The sequence below is a fragment of the Xanthomonas sp. LMG 12461 genome, assembly GCF_009192935.1.
GTDB lineage: Bacteria > Pseudomonadota > Gammaproteobacteria > Xanthomonadales > Xanthomonadaceae > Xanthomonas_A > Xanthomonas_A sontii.
Map to the genome: position 1 here is coordinate 67,112 of NZ_NQYT01000049.1, position 18,966 is coordinate 86,077.

At 70.0% G+C, this 18,966-nt stretch carries 19 protein-coding genes; 9 read left to right on the plus strand and 10 right to left on the minus strand.

The window, feature by feature from the left end:
- Positions 1–277: 277 nt before the first annotated feature.
- From CEK68_RS13500 to prmB, 4 genes are all read right to left on the minus strand, one after another.
- Positions 278–1,303 (minus strand): aspartate-semialdehyde dehydrogenase, encoded by a 1,026-nt coding sequence (locus tag CEK68_RS13500; RefSeq protein ID WP_152239678.1) that lies wholly within the window; start codon positions 1,301–1,303, stop codon positions 278–280.
- A 100-nt stretch (positions 1,304–1,403) separates the two neighbouring features.
- Positions 1,404–2,438 (minus strand): D-glycerate dehydrogenase, encoded by a 1,035-nt coding sequence (locus CEK68_RS13505; RefSeq protein WP_152239679.1) that lies wholly within the window; start codon positions 2,436–2,438, stop codon positions 1,404–1,406.
- Positions 2,431–3,534, minus strand: coding sequence for a chorismate synthase (aroC, locus tag CEK68_RS13510; protein ID WP_017911319.1), 1,104 nt, complete (start codon positions 3,532–3,534; stop codon positions 2,431–2,433). Before aroC ends, CEK68_RS13505 begins: the two co-directional genes overlap by 8 nt.
- Before the next feature lie 10 nt (positions 3,535–3,544).
- The gene (prmB, locus tag CEK68_RS13515; RefSeq protein ID WP_148827806.1) at positions 3,545–4,471 is read right to left on the minus strand and encodes a 50S ribosomal protein L3 N(5)-glutamine methyltransferase; all 927 of its coding nucleotides are present in this window, start codon (positions 4,469–4,471) and stop codon (positions 3,545–3,547) included.
- A 79-nt stretch (positions 4,472–4,550) separates the two neighbouring features.
- Here prmB and CEK68_RS13520 point away from each other — a divergent pair, with 79 nt between their 5' ends.
- Entirely contained in the window at positions 4,551–5,201 is a 651-nt protein-coding gene (locus CEK68_RS13520) for an SCO family protein (RefSeq protein ID WP_152239680.1), read from the plus strand.
- Entirely contained in the window at positions 5,198–6,043 is an 846-nt protein-coding gene (gene asd, locus CEK68_RS13525; RefSeq protein WP_152239681.1) for an archaetidylserine decarboxylase, read from the plus strand. The genes CEK68_RS13520 and asd overlap by 4 nt, the downstream gene beginning before the upstream one ends.
- 431 nt (positions 6,044–6,474) lie before the next feature.
- Here asd and CEK68_RS13530 read toward each other — a convergent pair whose 3' ends face one another.
- Positions 6,475–8,073 (minus strand): transglycosylase SLT domain-containing protein, encoded by a 1,599-nt coding sequence (locus CEK68_RS13530; RefSeq protein WP_017915164.1) that lies wholly within the window; start codon positions 8,071–8,073, stop codon positions 6,475–6,477.
- A 335-nt stretch (positions 8,074–8,408) separates the two neighbouring features.
- Here CEK68_RS13530 and CEK68_RS13535 point away from each other — a divergent pair, with 335 nt between their 5' ends.
- Positions 8,409–9,914 (plus strand): helicase HerA-like domain-containing protein, encoded by a 1,506-nt coding sequence (locus CEK68_RS13535; protein WP_152239682.1) that lies wholly within the window; start codon positions 8,409–8,411, stop codon positions 9,912–9,914.
- A 58-nt stretch (positions 9,915–9,972) separates the two neighbouring features.
- The gene (locus tag CEK68_RS13540; RefSeq protein ID WP_152239683.1) at positions 9,973–10,425 is read left to right on the plus strand and encodes a GFA family protein; all 453 of its coding nucleotides are present in this window, start codon (positions 9,973–9,975) and stop codon (positions 10,423–10,425) included.
- 129 nt (positions 10,426–10,554) lie between these two features.
- On the opposite strand, the gene nudK is transcribed toward CEK68_RS13540, so the two are convergent.
- Positions 10,555–11,157: a GDP-mannose pyrophosphatase NudK gene (nudK, locus tag CEK68_RS13545; protein WP_152239684.1), complete on the minus strand. Its 603-nt coding sequence runs from the start codon at positions 11,155–11,157 to the stop codon at positions 10,555–10,557.
- A gap of 261 nt (positions 11,158–11,418) precedes the next feature.
- Between nudK and CEK68_RS13550 the strand changes: the two genes are divergently transcribed.
- Positions 11,419–12,699, plus strand: coding sequence for a hypothetical protein (locus CEK68_RS13550; protein WP_152239685.1), 1,281 nt, complete (start codon positions 11,419–11,421; stop codon positions 12,697–12,699).
- Between the two features lie 61 nt (positions 12,700–12,760).
- On the opposite strand, the gene CEK68_RS13555 is transcribed toward CEK68_RS13550, so the two are convergent.
- Entirely contained in the window at positions 12,761–14,200 is a 1,440-nt protein-coding gene (locus tag CEK68_RS13555) for a rhomboid family intramembrane serine protease (protein ID WP_152239686.1), read from the minus strand.
- Positions 14,201–14,308: 108 nt separating this feature from the next.
- On the opposite strand from CEK68_RS13555, the gene greB reads away from it, so the two are divergent.
- On the plus strand, positions 14,309–14,815 hold the full coding sequence (greB, locus tag CEK68_RS13560; RefSeq protein ID WP_152239687.1) for a transcription elongation factor GreB: 507 nt from the start codon (positions 14,309–14,311) through the stop codon (positions 14,813–14,815).
- 42 nt (positions 14,816–14,857) lie between these two features.
- Here greB and rimO read toward each other — a convergent pair whose 3' ends face one another.
- A complete protein-coding gene (rimO, locus tag CEK68_RS13565; RefSeq protein WP_152239688.1) occupies positions 14,858–16,249 on the minus strand; it encodes a 30S ribosomal protein S12 methylthiotransferase RimO in 1,392 nt (463 codons plus the stop codon).
- A 155-nt stretch (positions 16,250–16,404) separates the two neighbouring features.
- Between rimO and CEK68_RS13570 the strand changes: the two genes are divergently transcribed.
- From CEK68_RS13570 to CEK68_RS13580, 3 genes are read left to right on the plus strand one after another with little or no spacing between them, the layout of a single operon-like run.
- Positions 16,405–17,067: a dienelactone hydrolase family protein gene (locus tag CEK68_RS13570; RefSeq protein ID WP_152239689.1), complete on the plus strand. Its 663-nt coding sequence runs from the start codon at positions 16,405–16,407 to the stop codon at positions 17,065–17,067.
- Between the two features lie 8 nt (positions 17,068–17,075).
- Complete coding sequence (locus CEK68_RS13575) at positions 17,076–17,483, plus strand: HIT family protein (protein WP_152239690.1); 408 nt, start codon at positions 17,076–17,078, stop codon at positions 17,481–17,483.
- A gap of 28 nt (positions 17,484–17,511) precedes the next feature.
- Positions 17,512–17,679 carry a DUF5668 domain-containing protein gene (locus CEK68_RS13580; protein WP_003467495.1) on the plus strand — a complete coding sequence of 56 codons (168 nt, stop codon included), beginning with the start codon at positions 17,512–17,514 and terminating at the stop codon, positions 17,677–17,679.
- A gap of 79 nt (positions 17,680–17,758) precedes the next feature.
- On the opposite strand, the gene CEK68_RS13585 is transcribed toward CEK68_RS13580, so the two are convergent.
- On the minus strand, positions 17,759–18,286 hold the full coding sequence (locus CEK68_RS13585; RefSeq protein ID WP_017915198.1) for an RDD family protein: 528 nt from the start codon (positions 18,284–18,286) through the stop codon (positions 17,759–17,761).
- Positions 18,287–18,326: 40 nt separating this feature from the next.
- The gene (dcd, locus tag CEK68_RS13590; RefSeq protein WP_010340509.1) at positions 18,327–18,899 is read right to left on the minus strand and encodes a dCTP deaminase; all 573 of its coding nucleotides are present in this window, start codon (positions 18,897–18,899) and stop codon (positions 18,327–18,329) included.
- Positions 18,900–18,966 lie beyond the last annotated feature (67 nt).

Genomic DNA, 18,966 nt, shown 5'->3' on the forward strand with positions numbered 1-18,966 from the left:
GTTCCCAAAAAATCCGGGCCCGGAAAAGCCCCCGTGGGGAGGCTGGGGACTCGGAAATCCGAGACAGGGACCGCGCTTCATAACGCGGTGTGCGGGATCTCGCGTCGGGACTGAAGCCCCTCCCACAACGTGGCGAGCGCGGATACCTGCGACTTCCATTTTCCAAACAAAAAGCCAGGGCTCGCGCCCCGGCCTTCGCTCCACTCCGCCACACGATCAGGCCGCGCGGCCAGCCACGCCGCCACGCCATGAACCCGCGGGACCCGGGTCCCGGCTTTCAGCCCTCCAGGGCAACCAGCTCGGCCAACTGCACCGCATTGAGCGCGGCGCCCTTGCGGATGTTGTCGGCCACCACCCACAGGTTGAGGCCGCGCGGGTGCGAGAAGTCCTCGCGGATGCGGCCGACGAACACCGGGTCCTTGCCGGAGGCATGGGTCACCGGGGTCGGATAGCCGCCGGCCTTGTGCTCGTCGACCACTTCCACGCCCGGCGCCTGACCCAGCAGCGCGCGCGCCTGCTCGACGGTGATCTTGCGCTTGGTCTCGATGTTGACCGCTTCGGAATGGCCGAAGAACACCGGCACGCGCACCGCGGTGGGGTTCACCAGGATGCTGCTGTCCTCGAGGATCTTCTGCGTCTCCCACACCAGCTTCATCTCTTCCTTGGTGTAGCCGTTGGGCTGGAAGTCGTCGATGTGCGGGATCAGGTTGAAGGCGATCTGCGCCTGGAACTTCTGCGGCTCGATGTCCTGGAACGCCAGCAACTGCGCGGTCTGCTTGCCCAGCTCCTCCATGCCCGAGCGGCCGGCGCCGGACACCGACTGGTAGGTGGCCACGTTGATGCGCTCGATGCCGTATTCCTTGTGGATCGGCGCCAGCACCGGCATCAGCTGCATGGTCGAGCAGTTGGGGTTGGCGACGATGCCGCGCGGACGGTGCTTCAGCGCGTGCGGATTGACCTCCGACACCACCAGCGGCACGTCGTCGTCGTAGCGGAAGGTCGAGGAGTTGTCGATCACCACCGCGCCGGCCGCGGCGAACTTCGGTGCGTATTCCTTGGAGATGCCGCCGCCGGCCGAAAACAGCGCGATGTCCACGCCGCTCGGGTCGAACGTGGCCAGGTCGAGCACGGTGACCTTGTGGCCCTTGAATTCGACCTGGCCGCCAGCCGAGCGCTCTGAGGCCAGCGGGTACAGCGTGGCGACGGGGAAATCGCGCTCGGCGAGGATGCTCAGCATGGTTTCGCCGACGGCACCGGTGGCGCCGACGACGGCGACGTTGAAACGACGGGTTGCATTGCTCATGGAAGATTCAATCCGCAGAAAAAGAAGGGGAGGAACAGCCGCACTGCCAGGTGGATTCGGGGAACCTGCCGTGCGCGTCGCGCGCGGCGCCGCAGGCTCCCTATCGTTTTTTGTCCGCGATCGCCCGCGCACCGCCGGCCGCGGCAATCGCGTCCAGGTTCAGCGCGTTGGGCGGGCGCCCGGCGTCGGCGCCGGTGCCCAGCGCGGCGAGCAGGTTGTCCACCGCCAGCGACACCATCGCGCGGCGCGTGGCCACGCTGGCGCTGCCGATATGCGGGGTCAGCACCACGTTGCGCAGCGCCAGCAGCTCCGGACGGATCGCCGGCTCGCCTTCGAACACGTCGAGCCCGGCCGCGGCCAGACGCCCGTTGGCCAGCGCGTCAGCCAGTGCGACTTCATCGACCAGGCCGCCGCGAGCGATGTTCACCAGCGTCGCGGTCGGCCGCATCTTGGCCAGTGCGGCGGCGTCGACGATGTGGTGCGACTGCGCGCTGTACGGCAGCACCAGCAACAGGTGGTCGGCGCGCGCCAGCAGGTCGTCGAAGCCGACGTACTCGGCGCGATGCGCGCGCTCCACCTCGGCCGGCAGGCGGCTGCGGTTGTGGTACAGCACACGCATCGAGAAGCCGGCGGCGCGGCGCGCGATGGCCTGGCCGATGCGGCCCATGCCGAGGATGCCGAGGGTGCTGCCGTGGACATCGGCGCCGAGCATGGTCTGGAACGACCACTGCTGCCACTGCCCCGCACGCAGCCAGCGCTCGGCCTCGCCGACGCGGCGCGCGGCGGCCATCAGCAGCGCGAAGCCGAGATCGGCGGTGGTCTCGGTGAGCACGTCGGGGGTGTTGGTGGCGACGATGCCGGCCGCGCTGAGCGCGTCCAGGTCCAGATTGTTGTAGCCGACGCCGACGTTGGCGATGGCGCGCAGCCGCGGCGCGCCAGCGATTTCGGCGGCGCCGATGCGTTCGTTGAGGGTGACCAGGGCGCCGTCCAGCGGCGCCAGCGCCTGCGCCAGGTCCTGCGGCGAATACCTGGTCACGTCCGCGGTGGTGGTCAGCGCGCAATACTCGCCCAGCCGTGCGACGACATCGTCGAACAGCGGCTGGCTGACCCACACCCGCGGCCGCGACTCAGCCATCGCCACCGCCGGGGATGCGCGGGGTCACCGTGCCGACGTCGCCGCATTGCGCGCGGTGGCGCAGCGCCTGGTCCATCAGCACCAGCGCCATCATCGCCTCGGCGATCGGGGTGGCGCGGATGCCGACGCAGGGGTCGTGGCGGCCGGTGGTGATCACGTCCACCGCCTGCCCGTCCACATCCACCGTGGCGCCGGGCAGGCGCAGGCTGGAGGTGGGCTTGAACGCCACCGAGACGACGACCGGCTGGCCGGTGGCGATGCCGCCGAGCACGCCGCCGGCGTGGTTGGACTGGAAGCCGTCCGGCGCGATCAGGTCGCGGTGCTCGGTGCCCTTCTGGGTCACCGCGGCGAAGCCGTCGCCGACCTCCACGCCCTTGACCGCGTTGATGCTCATCATCGCCGCGGCCAGTTCGCCGTCGAGCTTGCCGTAGATCGGCTCGCCCCAGCCCGCCGGCACGCCGTCGGCGACCACGGTGACGCGCGCGCCGATCGAATCGCCGGACTTGCGCAGCGCATCCATGTACGCCTCCAGCTCCGGCACCTGCGGCGCATGCGGCCAGAAGAACGCGTTGTCCTCCACCGCGTCCCAGGCGAAGCCCTGCGGCAGCAGCGGCCCGAGCTGCGACAGGTAGCCGCGCACACGCACGCCGTAGCGCTGCGCCAGCCACTTCTTGGCGATCACGCCGGCGGCCACGCGCATGGTGGTCTCGCGCGCGGAGGAGCGGCCGCCGCCGCGCGGATCGCGGATGCCGTACTTCTGCCAGTAGCTGTAGTCGGCATGGCCCGGACGGAACTGCCGGGCAATGTCGGTGTAGTCCTTGCTGCGCTGGTCGGTATTGCGGATCAGCAGGCCGATCGGAGTGCCGGTGGTGCGGCCCTCGTAGACCCCGGACAGGATCTCGATAGCATCGGCTTCGCGTCGCGCCGAGGTGTGCCGGCTCTTGCCGGTGGCGCGGCGCTGCAGGTCGTGGGCGAATTCGCTGGCGTCCAGTTCCAGCCCCGGGGGGCAGCCATCGACCACGCAGCCGATCGCCGGCCCGTGCGATTCGCCGAAGGTGGTGACGGTCAGCAGCTTGCCGAAACTGTTCGCGCTCATGTCGCTTGCGTCACCGGTCCGCGGCCAGCGCGGCGATGCGCGCGTGGTGGGCGATCAATTCGCTGCGCTCCACCGCGAAGATGCCCATCTGCCCGACCTTGAACTCGACCCAGGCGAAGTCCACTTCCGGCAGCAACTGCGCCAGCGCGCGTTCGGACTCGCCGACTTCGCAGATCAGCAGCCCGTCCTCGCTCAGGTGCGCCGGCGCGTCGCGCAGGATCTTCAGCGCCAGGTCCAGCCCGTCGTCGCCCGCGCGCAGGCCCAGCTCCGGCTCGTGCGCGTATTCCGGCGGCAGCGCGTCGGTCTCGGCGTGGGTGACGTAGGGCGGATTGGTGACGATCAGTTCGTAGCGGCGCCCGCCCAGCCCGGCGAACAGGTCGGACTTGACCAGTTCGACGTTGTCGGCCAGCAGCCGCTCCTTGTTCTCGGCGGCCAGGCTCAGCGCGTCGTCGCTGATGTCGACCGCGTCCACCTGCCAGTTCGGGTTGTAGTGGGCCATGGCGATGGCGATGCAGCCCGAGCCGGTGCACAGGTCCAGCGCGCGCTCCACCGGGCGTCCGGCCAGCCACGGCTCGAAGCCGGCCTCGATCAGTTCGGCGATCGGCGAGCGCGGCACTAGCGCGCGCGCATCGCTCTTGAAGCTGAGCCCGGCGAACCAGGCCTCGCCGGTGAGGTAGGCGGCGGGGATGCGCTCGGCGATGCGGCGCTCGAACAGCGCCAGCACCTGCGCCTTCTCCGGCGTGGTGACCCGCGCGCTGCCGTAAGCCGGGCCGAGGTCGTGCGGCAGGTGCAGCGCGTGCAGCACCAGTTGCGTGGCCTCGTCCAGGGCGTTGTCGTAGCTGTGGCCGAAGCTCAGCCCGGCGGCGTTGAAACGGCTGGTGCCGTAGCGGATCAGGTCGATGATCGTGTGGAGTTCGGCGGCCGCGTCGGCAGTCATGGCAACAGGCAAGGCAATTCGGCCCCCGATTATAGAGGCCCGGCCGCTATGATGAGCGTTCGTTGCATGGGAAATCAGTATGTTCAACCGCACCTTCGGCATCGTCCTGGTGGTTGCCCTGGCCGCCGGCCTGGGGCTGCTGCTGGCCCAGAAGTACTTCGGCGGCAGCGCCACCCCGGCCTGGCCGGAGACCCGCACGGTGCGCATGTACCCGCAGCCGCGCCCCCTGCCCGACTTCCACCTGCGCCAGACCGACGGCACGCCGCTGGTGCCGGGCGAGCTCAAGGGCCACTGGACCCTGGTGTTCCTGGGCTTCACCGCCTGCCCGGACGTGTGCCCGACCACCCTGGCCGACCTGGCGCGCGCGCAGAAGCAATGGGAGACCTTGCCGGACACGCTGCGCCCGCGCGTGCTGTTCGTCTCGGTCGACCCGCAGCGCGACACCCTGCCGCGGCTGGGCGAGTACGCCCACGCCTTCCACAAGGACACCATCGCCGCCACCGCCGACGTGCCCGAGCTGGAGCGCTTCGCCACCGCGCTGGGCTTCGTGTTCCAGAAGGTGCCGGGCAAGCACTACGCCGAGAACCCGAACGACTACAGCATGGACCACTCCGCCGCGATCGCGGTGCTCGACCCGCAGGGTCAACAAGCCGGGCTGATCCGCCCGCCGTTCGATGCCGCCGCGATCGCCGCCGACCTGCAGGCCCTGACCAAGGCCACCGCCCCATGAGCCTGACCACCCGTTTGACCTACGTGCTGCCGCACCGGCTGCTGTCCTCGCTGGCGCGGCGCCTGGCCTACTCGGCGCGGCCCGGGCTGAAGCAGTGGCTGATCGACACGGTGGTGCGCCGCTTCGGCGTGGACCTGAGCGAGGCCGCGCAGCCGGATGCGCGCGCCTATCCGACCTTCAATGCCTTCTTCACCCGTGCGCTGAAGCCGGGCGCGCGCGTCGCCGATCCCGATCCGCAGGCGCTGCTGATGCCGGCCGACGGCCGCATCAGCCAGCTCGGCCGGATCGAGGATGGGCGCATCTTCCAGGCCAAGGGGCAGTCCTTCACCGCCGCCGAACTGCTCGGCGACGACGCGGCTGCGGCCCCGTTCGCCAATGGCCTGTATGCCACCGTGTACCTGTCGCCGCGCGACTACCACCGCGTGCACATGCCCTGGACCGGCACCCTGCGCGAAACCGTGCACGTGCCGGGGCGGCTGTTCAGCGTCGGCACCGATGCGGTGCGCAACGTGCCGCGCCTGTTCGCGCGCAACGAGCGCCTGGTCTGCCACTTCGACACCGACTTCGGCCCGATGGTCTCGGTGATGGTCGGCGCGCTGCTGGTGTCCGGCGTGGAAACGGTGTGGAGCGGCGTGGAGATCCCGCGCTACGCCGACCGCATCACCCGCAAGGACTGGCGTGGCAAGGGCATCACCCTGCAGCGGTTCGAGGAAATGGCGCGCTTCAACTACGGCTCCACGGTGATCGTGCTGCTGCCGCCCGGCGTGGCCGCGTTCGATCCGGCGCTGAAGGCGGAATCGCCGGTGCGGCTGGGACAGGCGCTGGCGCGGCTGGGGCGCTGAGGTGTGAGAGGGCCGCGCTGCGGCCCTTTCTTTTGATGAGCGCCTTTGTGGGAGGGATTTCAGTCCCGATGCCTGGATGGTGAAAGACCGCCTGCTCGCAATGGACGACTGAAAAGCCACGCGCCCGACACTGCGGCAGCCGCACCATCATCCGGCGCTGCGCGCCACCTTCTCCCGGGGGGAGAAGGGATGGGATCGCGCTTGGGTCTCGCGGTCCGAGCTTCAACCAGCGACCCGCGAGATAGAACGGCCCCCACTGTGGGAGGGACTTCAGTCCCGACGCATGGACGGTGACAGACCTCCAACTCGCAATGGATGACTGAAACCCACATACCCAACACCGCGGCAGCCGCACCCTCATCCGGCGCTGCGCGCCACCTTCCCCCGAAAAAGGGGCCATGGTCCCGGCGGGAGAAGGGAGCGACAGTGCCCTACTTCTCGCAGCCCACCAGCTTCAGCGACTGGCCCGGCTTCAGCGCATAGCCCGGGGCGCGCAGGCCGTTGGCCTTGGCCAGCTCCTTCAGGTCGCAGTCGTGGCGATCGGAAATCCGGCCCAGGGTGTCGCCCTTGGCCACGCGGTAGTTGCGCACCTGCTTCTGCTTGGGCTTGGCCGGCGCGGGACGGCCGGTGGCCACCGTGGTCGGCACGCCGGCGACCGGGCTGACGTCGCCCACCGCGACATTGCCGGTGAGGTCGGCGGCCGGCGCCGGGCTGCCGCTGCGCACGGCGGAGGTGACGTCGGCGGTGATCAGCGCGCGCGCCAGGTCGGCGCGCGGGCCGCTGACGCAGTAGCGGTTGTACAGGCCGACGATCTTGGTGGTGGCGTTGATGGTCACCCCGGCCGGGATCCAGCCGTCCGGCTCGTAGCGCGGGTTGAGGTTGCGCAGCGCGCGCATGTAGCCGTCGCGGGTACCGTCGCTGCCCAGGCAGATGGTCAGTTCGTAGATGGTGGTGGACTTGGCCAGGCGCAGCGTGGCCGGCTGCGCATTGATCTTGGGGAAGGCCACGCCGTACTGCTGCGGGTGCAGGAAGATCCACGCCGCGGCGATCACCATCGGCACGTAGTCCTTGGTCTCGGCCGGGAACTGGTTGTACACCGACGCGTCCCAGAAACTGCGGCCGGGCATCTGGTTGAACACGCGCGCGGCGCGGCCTTCGCCGCCGTTGTAGCCGGCCAGCGCCAGTTCGACGCTGCGATTGAGCTCGGCCATGCGCTCGTTGATGTAGACCGCGCTGGCCTCGGCGGCGCTGCGCGCGTCGTAGCGGGTGTCGAAGCCGGTACCGTCCGGGCCCAGGCCGAAGCGGCGACCGGTGGCCGGCATGAACTGCATCAGCCCGGCCGCGCCCACCCGCGAATTGGCGTGCACGCGGCCGTTGGACTCCTTGGCGATGATGCCGAACAGCAGCGCTTCCGGCAGGCCGCGCTTCTCCCATTCCGGCCACATGATCGCGCGCAGGTTCTGGTAGTTCTCGTAGCTGCTCATCAGTGCCGGCCGCATGTCGGTGAGCCAGCGGCGGATGCCGGCCTGCACCGCCGGGTTGTACTCCACCATCGAATCGAAGGCGTGGCGCTTGTCGTTGAGCAGGCGCGCCGCGCGCGCGGCTTCCGGCACGTCGGCGGCGAGCGGGCTGATGTGGTCGGGGTCGGCCTGCAGCGGCGCCGAGTCGTCGTCGGCGGCATCGGTGTCGCTGGCCTGGCCCTGCGCGTCGGCCTTGGCTTTCAGCAGGCGCTTGTACGCGCCAAGATAGGTGCCCACCTCGCAGCCGCGCTGCTTGATGCAGGCCTGGATCACGTCCTCGATGTCCTCCAGCGCGGCGTCGCTTTCCTGGGTGCCCTTGGGGTCACTGTTGCCGACCAGCACCAGGGCGTCGTTGTAGCGCTTCTCGGCGGCGGCCAGGCGCTGGTCGAGGACGGCGATGGCGGCCTGGTCGCGGGCGGACACGCGGGCTTGGGCGGCAGGAGCGGTGCAGGTCAGCGCCACGGCAGCCGCGACGGGCCACGCGTGGGTGAAGCGGAACGGAAGGGGCATGGTGGGACGCGGCGACGGAAAGGCCGCAGGGTAGCCCCCGCCGTCGCATCGCGGCAAGGTCGCGGCGGCCAGGGTCCGGCCCGCGGCGGGGCCAGGGTTCATCGCCGGCGGCCATCCCGCACCGCAACACAAGTACCGCGCGCGCTGGCTCCCGTGCCACCGATGTCGTCCACCATGCCGGTGCCGCACCCGCGAACGACCACGCATCGCAAAGACCGCGGCTGGCCGGGAGTGCCGGCAGTTGCAGGCCGGCACAGCGCGCCCAAGGTGGCTCGCACGCGTTCGGCCACGCCGCGTACGTTCTAGAATCCGGGCATCTCATTGCGGACCCCGATATGGACCCGATCCTGCTAGGCAAAGGCGTGACCGACGACATCGCAGTGCTGCTGCAACCGCGCCTGGGCAACCGCCACGGCCTGGTCGCCGGCGCCACCGGCACCGGCAAGACCGTGACCCTGATGACGCTGGCCGAAGGCTTTTCGCGCATCGGCGTGCCGGTATTCCTGGCCGACGTCAAGGGCGACGTGGCCGGCCTGGCAATGCCCGGCGACGGCAACGAGAAGGTGCTGCAGCGCGCCCGGGAGATCGGCGTGGCCGAGTACGCCCCTGCGGCCAACCCGGTGCTGTTCTGGGATCTGTACGGCCAGCTCGGCCATCCGGTGCGCACTACCGTCAGCGAGATGGGCCCCACCCTGCTGGCGCGCGTGCTGGAACTCAACGACACCCAGGCCGGCGTGCTCGACATCGTGTTCAAGCTGGCCGACGACCGCGGCCTGCTGCTGCTCGACCTGGACGACCTGCGTGCGCTGCTGGGGCTCGTCGTAGAAGAGCGCAAGGACATCTCCACCGAGTACGGCCTGGTCAGCGCGCAGTCGGTCGCCGCGATCCAGCGTGCGCTGCTGCGCCTGGCCCAGGACGGCGGCGAAGGCTTCTTCGGCGAACCGGCGCTGGACCTGGCCGAGCTGATGCGGGTCGACCACGACGGTCGCGGCGTGATCGGCATCCTCGCCGCCGCGCAACTGGTGCTCAAGCCGCGCCTGTACTCGACCTTCCTGCTGTGGCTGCTGTCGGAACTGTTCGAGCGGCTGCCGGAAGTGGGCGACCTGGACAAGCCGAAACTGGTGTTCGTGTTCGACGAGGCGCACCTGCTGTTCGACGATGCGCCGCCGGCGCTGGTGCAGCGCATCGAGCAGGTGGTGCGGCTGATCCGCTCCAAGGGCGTGGGCGTGTACTTCTGCTCGCAGTTCCCGGACGACGTGCCCGACAGCATCCTCGGCCAGCTCGGCAACCGCGTGCAGCACGCGCTGCGCGCCTACACGCCGCGCGACCAGAAGGCGGTGCGCACCGCCGCCGAAACCTTCGTGGCCAATCCCAAGCTGGACGTGGCCAAGGCCATCTCCCAGCTCGGCACCGGCGAGGCGCTGGTGTCCACGCTGCAGGACAAGGGCGTGCCGGCACCGGTGCAGCAGACCCTGATCGCCCCGCCGCGCTGCCGCATGGGCGCGATCACCGACGCCGAGCGCGCGCAGGTGCGCGCCGGCAGCCCGGTCGGCGGCCGCTACGACACGCCGGTCAATCGCGAATCGGCGGCGGAACTGCTGGCGCGCCGGGTCGAGCAGAGCGTCGACCACAGCGCCGCGCCGCCGGCACGCACCCGCGAACAGGACGAAGCGCAGGACAGCGGCTTCGGCCAGGCGGTCAAGGACGCGGTGTTCGGCACCAAGCGCCGCCAGGGCATGCTCGAGGCAATGGCCAAGCAGACCTCGCGCACCATCGGCAACCGCATCGGCCAGCAGATCGTGCGCGGCATCTTCGGCAGTATCTTCGGCGGCAAGCGCTGAGCGCGCCCGACGCCAAAGGAAGCTCCAGCATGCACAGGAACGCGATGAGCGCCTTTCGATGATGTCGCGGCAAGACAAGCCGACAACGCTCCAGGGAAGCTGCCACTGCGGCTGCCTGACCGTCGCGTTCTCGATGGATCAACCATCCGAGGACCTCCGTCCGCGCGCCTGCGACTGCAGCTTCTGCCAGAAGCATGGTGCGGCATACGTTTCCGATCCCGCCGGCACGCTGCGACTGACGGCCACGCATGCCGAGGCCGTGCATTGTTATCGCCAGGGTGCAGAGGCCGCGCAATTCCAGCTGTGCCGCCAGTGCGGGGTGCTGGTCGCGGTCACGTTCGAGCATCAGGGGCGGCTTTACGGTGCCGTCAATGCCGGCTGTCTGAACAAGACGCCGGCGTTGGGGGCCGCAGCACCGGTGTCCCCGCAATGGCTGGACGCCGAGGCAAAAATGGCCCGATGGCGGCAGGCGTGGGTGCCGGACGTGCAATGGGTCATCGCTGACACCTGAGCATGCCTGCCGCACACCGTCGTCACCGGCGATCGACAGGCGCAGCGTTCAGAACGCTGGATGCGCGGTTGGGCGCGGCCTTCGATCCTGGCGATACCACCCGCAGAGACAAGAACCGATAAAGCGACGCTAGGCCAGCAAACCGTGCAGCTTGGCGTACTGCAGCAGCATGATGGTCTTGGCGTCGGCGATCTCGCCGGTGTCGATCATCGCCAGCGCCGCATCGAGCGCCAGCTCCAGCACTTCGATCTCTTCGCCCTCGGCGGCCACGCCACCGCCGGCACCGACCTTGTCGCGGTCGACGTATTCGCCCACGAAGAAGTACAGCCGCTCGGTCACCGAGCCGGGGCTCATGAACGCCTCGAACACCTTGCGCACGTTCTCGATCCGGTAGCCAGTCTCCTCCTCGGTCTCCTTGCGGATGCAGGTCTCCGGATCGTGGCGATCGAGCAGGCCGGCGCAGGCCTCGATCAGCATGCCGTCGGGGTTGCCGTTGAGCAGGGTCGGCAGACGGAACTGGCGGGTCAGCATCACCGTGCGCTTGGCGCGGCTGTATAGCAGGATGGTCGCGCCGTTGCCGCGGTCGTAGGCCTCGCGCGTGAGCGCCTGCCAGCTGCCGTCGTGACGCTGGAAATCGAAGCTGACCTTGCGCAGCACGTACCAGTTGTCCGACAGCACCTCGATGTTGGTGACGCGCACGCGCGGGTTGGCGGAAACGAACGAAGAGTCCAAGCGAAACTCCAAGGGACAAGGGACAAGGGACAAGGGGCACGGCAGGCCGCAGGCGCGGCACCCGCCACACCTCTGCCGCCGTTCGACCGGGCAGTGTAGCCAGCACGCACACCTGCGCGTCGGCACGGGGTGCGCTTTGCGCAACCGACCACACTCCCTCGGTGCCGCCGTCCGCATCGCGCCGCCGCCCCAGCCAGCCTCCCGATTGCGTGCGCCGCAGCCGACCCGCACAATCGTCACACTTCGTAGACAGGGGGCGTCATGGAAGACCGTCGTCGCGCGGGCGCGAGCCGCGTACACCGCAGCACACCCGAACCGTTCTGGGCGCGCACCCGCGCCATCGCGCTGTATCCGCTGCGCGGCGGCGCGCTGTACGCGCTGATCGCGCTGACCCTGTGCAGCCTGCTGGGCATGCTGCCCGGCATCGGCTGGATCCTGGGCATCGTCACCACCCTGGCCATCTACAAATACGCCTTCGAGATCCTGCGGCACACCGCCGACGGCTACCTGGACGCGCCGGAACGCGGCTTCGACATCGGCGACGGCGTGGTACTGCGGCTGCTGGCGATGATGATCCTGCTCGGCGTGGCGGTGTTCGCCGCGCTGCTGCTGACCGGCCCGGTCGGCGGCCTGCTGATGCTGCTGGCGGTGGTGCTGCTGCAGCCGGGCATCCTGATTTCCCTGGCGATGGACGGCAGCCTGCGCCGCGCGCTGAACCCGGCGGTGTCGATCGGCCTGGCGCTGCGCATCGGCTGGCCGTACCTGGCCGCGTTCGGCCTGCTGTTCGTGATCCAGGCCAGCGCGCTGGGCGCCGCCGCCTGGCTGCAGCGCGTCCTGCCGCCGCTGGTCGCCGACCTGGCGGTCACCGTGGTGACGATCTGGGGCCTGTTCGCCGCCTTCCACCTGATGGGCTATCTGGTCTACCAGTATCACGCCGTGCTGGGCTACGAACCTGCCGCCGACGCCGCGAGCGGCTTCACCCGCCACGACCCGGACCAGCGCGTACTCGACGAGGCAGAACAGCTGGTGCGCGACGGCCATACCGACGACGCGCTGCAGGTGCTGCGCAGCGAAGTGCGCACCCGCGCGGTGAGCCTGGGCGTGCACGAGCTGTACCAGCGCCTGCTGCGCGGCAGTGCGCGCCAGGACGAACGCCGCGAGCACACCCGCCAGTACATCCACCGGCTGCTGCAGGAGAAGCAGGAACGGCGGGCACTGGCCCTGCAGCGCGAGGCGCTGGATGCCGATCCCGACTTCGTGCCGCTGCTGCCGGAACAGGCCACGCTGCTGGCCGAACGCGCGCAGCTGGCCGGCCAGTTCCGGCTCGCCGCCGACGGCCTGCAGGCCGCACTGCGTGCCTGGCCGAAGGCACCGGAACACAGCATCTGGTCGCTGCAGGCCGCCCTGCTGCTGGCCGAACGCTTCGGCGAGGACGCGCAGGCGCGCGGCCTGCTGGAACACGCGCTGAGCCGCTGCGACGACGAGGTGCAGCGCGGCAAGCTGCAGGCGGCGTTGCGCGCGGTGACGATCGCGCCGGTCTAGCGCGCGTCGCGCACGGTGCGGGGCGCGCCAACATGCCCCGCTTCGGTACCGGGCCGCGCCCTCACGCGTTGGCGAGCAGGAACCGCGCTTTGTCCGCCTGCGGCAGGTCCGGGTAGCGCTCGACCAGCGCCTGCAGCACGCGTCGCCACTCCGCCGTGGCCTGGCGTTCGCCATGGCCCAGCGCGAGCCGGAACCAGGCCTGTGCCTGCTGCTCGCGCGGCGAGGCCGCATCCTGCGCCAGCAGCGTCTCGGCCTCGGCCAGCATTCCCAGCGCCATCCAACGCGCGAACAACGCCGCACGCATCGGTGCATCCAGATCGCCGGCCGCGGCAAGCACTGCCGCCTGCTGCTGCGCCTCCTGCACGGTCGGCGCCACCAGGCGCAGCACATCCAACGCACGCAGCCGCGCCGTCGCGGCTTGGCCGGCGTTGGCGGCCACGCGGTAGCGCGCCAGCGCCACATCGAAGCGCTGCGGCGCCTCCGCCGCCAGCGCCTCCAGCAGCGCGCCGGCCTGGACGTGTTCCATCCGACCCAGATGCGCCTGCGCACGCTCCCAGCGGTCGTCGGCCGGCATCCCGTCATCGTCGCGCAGGAAGGCCTCGCGCGTCTGTCCGGTTGCCACCAGCACGGCACCGAGCAGCGCGCCGACCACCAGCCCGCCGGCATGCGCGTCGAAGCCGATGCCGGCATCGCCGTTGAGCAGCAGGTTGTACAACTCCCAGCCCAGCCACAGCGGCAGCAGCACGATGGCCGGCGCACGTACATAGTCGAACAGCACCGCCGCCCAGTAGAAGAAGCGCACCGGACGCCGCCCCCAGACCACGCAGAACGCGCCCATCAGCGCGGCGATGGCGCCGGACGCGCCGAGACCGGCCCCGGCCTCGCCCCAACGCCAGCACAGGCTGGCCGCGCTGGAGCCGAACGCGCCGAGCAGGTACACCGCCAGGAACCGCCAGCCGCCGATCGCGCCTTCCAGCAGCGTGCCCAGCGCCAGCAGGAACAGCATGTTGCCGATCAGATGCATGGCGTCGGCGTGCAGGAACGCGGCGCTGAGCATGCGCGCCGGCGCCCATTCCGAGCTGCGCTGCACATGGCGCAGGGTGAACACGCGCTGCAGCAGCGCGTCGTAACGCGCGCGCAGCGGCGTCCACGCCTGCTGTGCATCGGCATCGGCGAAGGCGCTGCCGTCGCGCATGGCCTGCACGAAGCGCACGTCGTGCACGGTGGCGGCGCCGACGAAGGCCGGCCGCTCCGCCGCCGGTACCTGCTGCAGTTGCGCCAACGCCTCGCGCTGACCGCTGCGTTCCAGATGGCGCGCGTAGGCCGGCGCTTCCAGCGCACCGAGACCGGAGTCCAGGTAGTAGCGCTGCGCCTGCCGCAGCGGCGCCGCGTCGTGGCGCTGCCAGCCCGCGTACACCGCGATGTTGAGCAGGATCAGCAGCAGCGTGACCAACGGAAAATTGGCCCGCGACAGCGGCTTGTGCAGCGGCAGGATCAACATCGAAGAACGTCCATGTGCGGGGCGGCGCCAGCTTCGGCCATCGCCTGCGGCTGCGCAAGCCGCAGGCACGCGCTAGCATCGCCACCCCGCTCCACCGCAGTCGCACCGATGAGCCGCTGGCGTCCCCCTGCTGAAAAAAGCACCGCCCTGATCACCCCGGAAGGCCATGCACGGCTCAAGACCGAGCTGGAGGAACTGTGGCGGGTGCGCCGGCCTGAGGTGGTCAAGGCGCTGGCCGCGGCGGCGGCCGAGGGCGATCGCTCGGAGAACGCCGAGTACACCTACCGCAAGAAGCAACTGGGCGAGATCGACCGCCGCGTGCGCTACCTGAGCAAGCGCCTGGAAGCGCTGCGCGTGGTCGCCGAGGCGCCGTCCGACCCGCAGGCGGTGTTCTTCGGCGCGCACATCGAACTGGAGGATGCCGACAGCGGCGAACTGCGCCGCTACCGCATCGTCGGCCCGGACGAGACCGACGCGGCGCGCGGCTGGATCAGCATCGATTCGCCGCTGGCGCGTGCGCTGCTGAAGAAGCGCGTCGACGACGAAGTGGAAGCGCAGCTGCCCGGCGGCCGCCACAGCTTCGTGGTGGTGGCGGTGGACTACGCCGCGCCGTGAGCGCGCGGCGCCGTGGCGCCACGCATGCCGCCGCCTGCAGCGTCAGAGCAGCCGCAGATCCAGCGGCGTTGCCGACGACGCCTGCGCCGGCAGCGCATCGCCGAACAGGTCATGCTCGTCGCTGTCGGTGATCTCCACCTGCACCAGATCGCCCGGCTTCAGCCCAAGCTCGCCGCCGTTCTGGATATGCACCAGGCCGTCGATCTCCGGCGCATCGGCCTTGGAGCGCGCCACCGCGATGCCGTCCTCCAGCAGATCGACCAGGCACTCCTGCACCGTGCCGATCTTGGCTTCCAGGCGCGCGGCGGAAATCGCCGCCTGCCGCTCCATGAAGCGCGCCAGCCGCTCCTGCTTGAGTTCCTCCGGCACCGGATCCGGCAGCGCATTGGCGCTGGCGCCGTCCACCGGCGAATAGGCGAAAGCACCGACGCGGTCCAGCTGCGCGGCGTCGAGAAACTCCAGCAACTGCTCGAACTCGGCGTCGGTCTCGCCGGGGAAGCCGACGATGAAGGTCGAACGCAGGGTGATTTCCGGGCACAGCGCGCGCCAGCGCTGCACGCGCTCCAGGGTGCGCTCCACCGCGCCCGGCCGCTTCATCAGCTTGAGGATGCGCGGGCTGGCGTGCTGGAACGGGATGTCCAGGTACGGCAGCAGCTTGCCCTCGGCCATCAGCGGGATCACGTCGTCCACGTGCGGGTACGGATACACGTAATGCAGGCGCGCCCACACGCCCAGTTCCGACAGGCCCTCGCACAGCGCCTTCATCCGCGTCTGGTAGCTGCGGCCGCGCCACTCGCGCTCGGCGTACTTCAGGTCCACGCCATAGGCCGAGGTGTCCTGCGACACCACCAGCAACTCGCGCACCCCGCCCTTGACCAGGCGTTCGGCCTCGCGCAACACCTCGTCGACCGGCCGCGACACCAGGTCGCCGCGCATCGACGGAATGATGCAGAAGCTGCAGCGGTGATTACAGCCTTCGGAGATCTTCAGATAGGCGTAGTGGCGCGGGGTCAGCTTGACGCCGATGTCGTCCTCGTTGCTGCCACGACCGCGCGGCAGCAGGTCCACGAACGGATCGTGGCGCGGCGGCAGCGCCGCATGCACCGCTTCCATCACGCTCTGGTAGTCCTGCGGGCCGGACACCGCCAGCACGTCCGGATAGGCCGCGCGGATCTGCTCCGAACGCTTGCCCAGGCAGCCGGTGACGATGACCTTGCCGTTCTCGGCCATGGCCTCGCCGATCGCCTCCATCGACTCGGCCACCGCCGAATCGATGAAGCCGCAGGTGTTGACCACCACCACATCGGCGGCGTCGTAGCTGGGCACGATCGCATAGCCCTCCACGCGCAGTTGGGTGAGGATGCGTTCGGAATCGACAAGGGCCTTCGGGCAGCCGAGGCTGACGAAGCCGACTTTGGGGGTCGCGAGAGACATTGGGGCCGGGGTCCGGGGGCCTGGGAGAAAAACAGCGCGCGAAGTATACCGGGCCGGGGCCGCCGACGTGGCCCGGCCCGGTGTACGCCCGCTCACCCCGGCTTAGCCTGGGCCATGGATAATCCGCCGCTCCCCCACTCCACAGGATTCCCCGCATGGGCCACTGGACCACGCTCGACACCGCTCACGGCCAGGTTTCCGCCTGGCACGCCCTGCCCGAGGGCACGCCGCGCGGCGGCCTGGTCGTCATCCAGGAAATCTTCGGGGTGACCGACTACATCCGCGAGGTCGCCGACCGCTACGCCGCCCACGGCTATGAGGTGCTGGCGCCGGCACTGTTCGATCCGGTCGAGAAGGACGCGCAGCTGGCCTACGACCAGGACGGCGTGCGCAAGGGCCTGGAGCTGGTCGGTGCGCTGGGCTTCGACCGCGCCCTGGACATCGTGCAGGCGGCCGCGCAGGTGCTGGCGCCGGCCGGCAAGGTCGGCACCCTGGGCTACTGCTGGGGCGGCAGCGTCGCGCTGCTGTCGGCGCTGCGCCTGGGCCTGCCCTCGGTGAGCTACTACGGCGGCCGCAACACCCAGTTCCTGGACGAGACGCCGAAGGCGCCGGTGCTGTTCCACTTCGGCGCGCAGGACGGCAGCATCCCGGCCGAGTCGATCCAGCAGCACCGCGAGAAGCTGCCGCAGATGCAGACCTTCGTGTACCCGGCCGGGCACGGCTTCGACCGCCACGTGGACCCGAACCACTACGACGCCGACAGCGCCGAGCTCGCCCGCGAACGCAGCCTGGCGTTCCTCGCCGAGCACCTGGGCTGAGCCGCGGCGTGGCCGACTTCGTCCTCGACCCGCGGCTGCAGGCCGACAGCGCGTTCGTCGCCGACGGGCCGCTGTCGCAGGTGCGGCTGATGGACGACGCGCGCTTCCCGTGGCTGTTGCTGGTGCCACGGGTGGCCGAGGCCAGCGAATGGATCGACCTGGACGGTGGCCAGCAGCGCCTGCTGCTGGCCGAGATCAACCAGCTATCGCAGCTGCTGCGGCAGGAGCCGGGCGTGCACAAGCTCAACATCGGCGCACTCGGCAACGTAGTGCGGCAACTGCACGTGCACGTGCTGGGCCGGCATCCGGGCGATGCCGCGTGGCCCGGCCCGGTGTGGGGCAATGGCGCCGCACAGCGGCTGCCGGCCGAGGAGTTGCAGGCGCGTGTTGCGGCGTGGCGCCAGCGGCTACGATAGGCGCCCTTTTTACGGAAGCCGCGCCTCCATGAAATCCAATGTGATCGCCGCCATCGTGCTGATCGTGATCGGCCTGGTGTTCCTGGCCAACAACCTGGGCTGGACCAACTTGAGCCTGGGCAGGCTGATCGCCACTTGGTGGCCGGCGATCCTGGTCGCGGTCGGCGTCGGCATGCTGTTCGGCCGCGGCAAGTAGGTGGAGCCGGGATTGGGGATTTGGGAGTGGGGATTCGCCTGGGCGATCCCCACCCCGCTACTGCGTCGCGACCGCTGGCTCAGCGGCGGACGTTGACCACGCGGGTGCCGGCGATCAGGTCGTGCAGGCAGCGCTTGTCCTGGCGGAAGATGAACAGCGCGTCCACCAGGGCGTAGATGCCGCCCACGATCGGCACCAGCGAGATCGCCTGGGTCGACAGATAGCGCAGCACGATCAGGCGCCAGAACGGCGGCTGCCCACCGTCCAGGTCGGCGATGCGGATCCACAGCAGCTTCTTGCCCCAGGTCTGGCCGGTCTTGGCCAGCGGGTAGCCCTGCACCAGCAGGAAGATCACCATGCCCAGCACGCCGTAGCCGAGGGTGGTCAGGAACGGCACCTGCACGCCGCTGCGCGCGGCCTCCATGACCTTGCCGAAATAGCCGGTCAGCGCCGCCACCGGCAGGAACGTCGCCAGCGAGATCACGCCGTCGATCAGCGCCGCGCCGAGGCGCTCGCCGCGTCCGGCCAGGGTCTCACCGTCGGCGATGCCCGGCAGCGCGGGCGGCAACGCCGCGTCGGGGGCCTGGTAGGGATTGGGGTCGTTCATTGCGCGCTCCTTGTGCTGTCGGAAAGAAGGGAGTGGGAGATCAGGTCTTGGGCAGGGTCACGCCGGTCTGGCCCTGGTACTTGCCGCCGCGGTCCTTGTAGCTGGTCTCGCAGACGTCGTCGGCATCGGACTGGAAGAACAGCATCTGCGCCACGCCTTCGTTGGCGTAGATGCGCGCCGGCAACGGCGTGGTGTTGCTGAACTCCAGGGTCACGTGGCCTTCCCACTCCGGCTCCAGCGGGGTGACGTTGACGATGATGCCGCAGCGCGCATAAGTGCTCTTGCCCAGGCACACCACCAGGGTGTCGCGCGGGATGCGGAAGAATTCCACCGTGCGCGCCAGCGCGAAGCTGTTGGGCGGGATGATGCACTCGTCGGCCTCGATGTCGACGAAGCTCTTGGGGTCGAAGTGCTTGGGGTCGACGATGGTCGAGTTGATGTTGGTGAACACCTTGAACTCGCGCGAGCAGCGCACGTCGTAGCCGTAGCTGGAGGTGCCGTAGCTGACGATGCGCTGGCCGTCGACCTGCTTGACCTGGCCCGGCTCGTAGGGCGCGATCATGCCGTGCTGTTCGGACATGCGGCGGATCCAGCGGTCGCTCTTGATGCTCATGGGGGTTCCTGATGCCGGTGGCGGCGGCCGCAGCCTGCGCGCCGGGAGCGCGGCCGACCGATGGGGC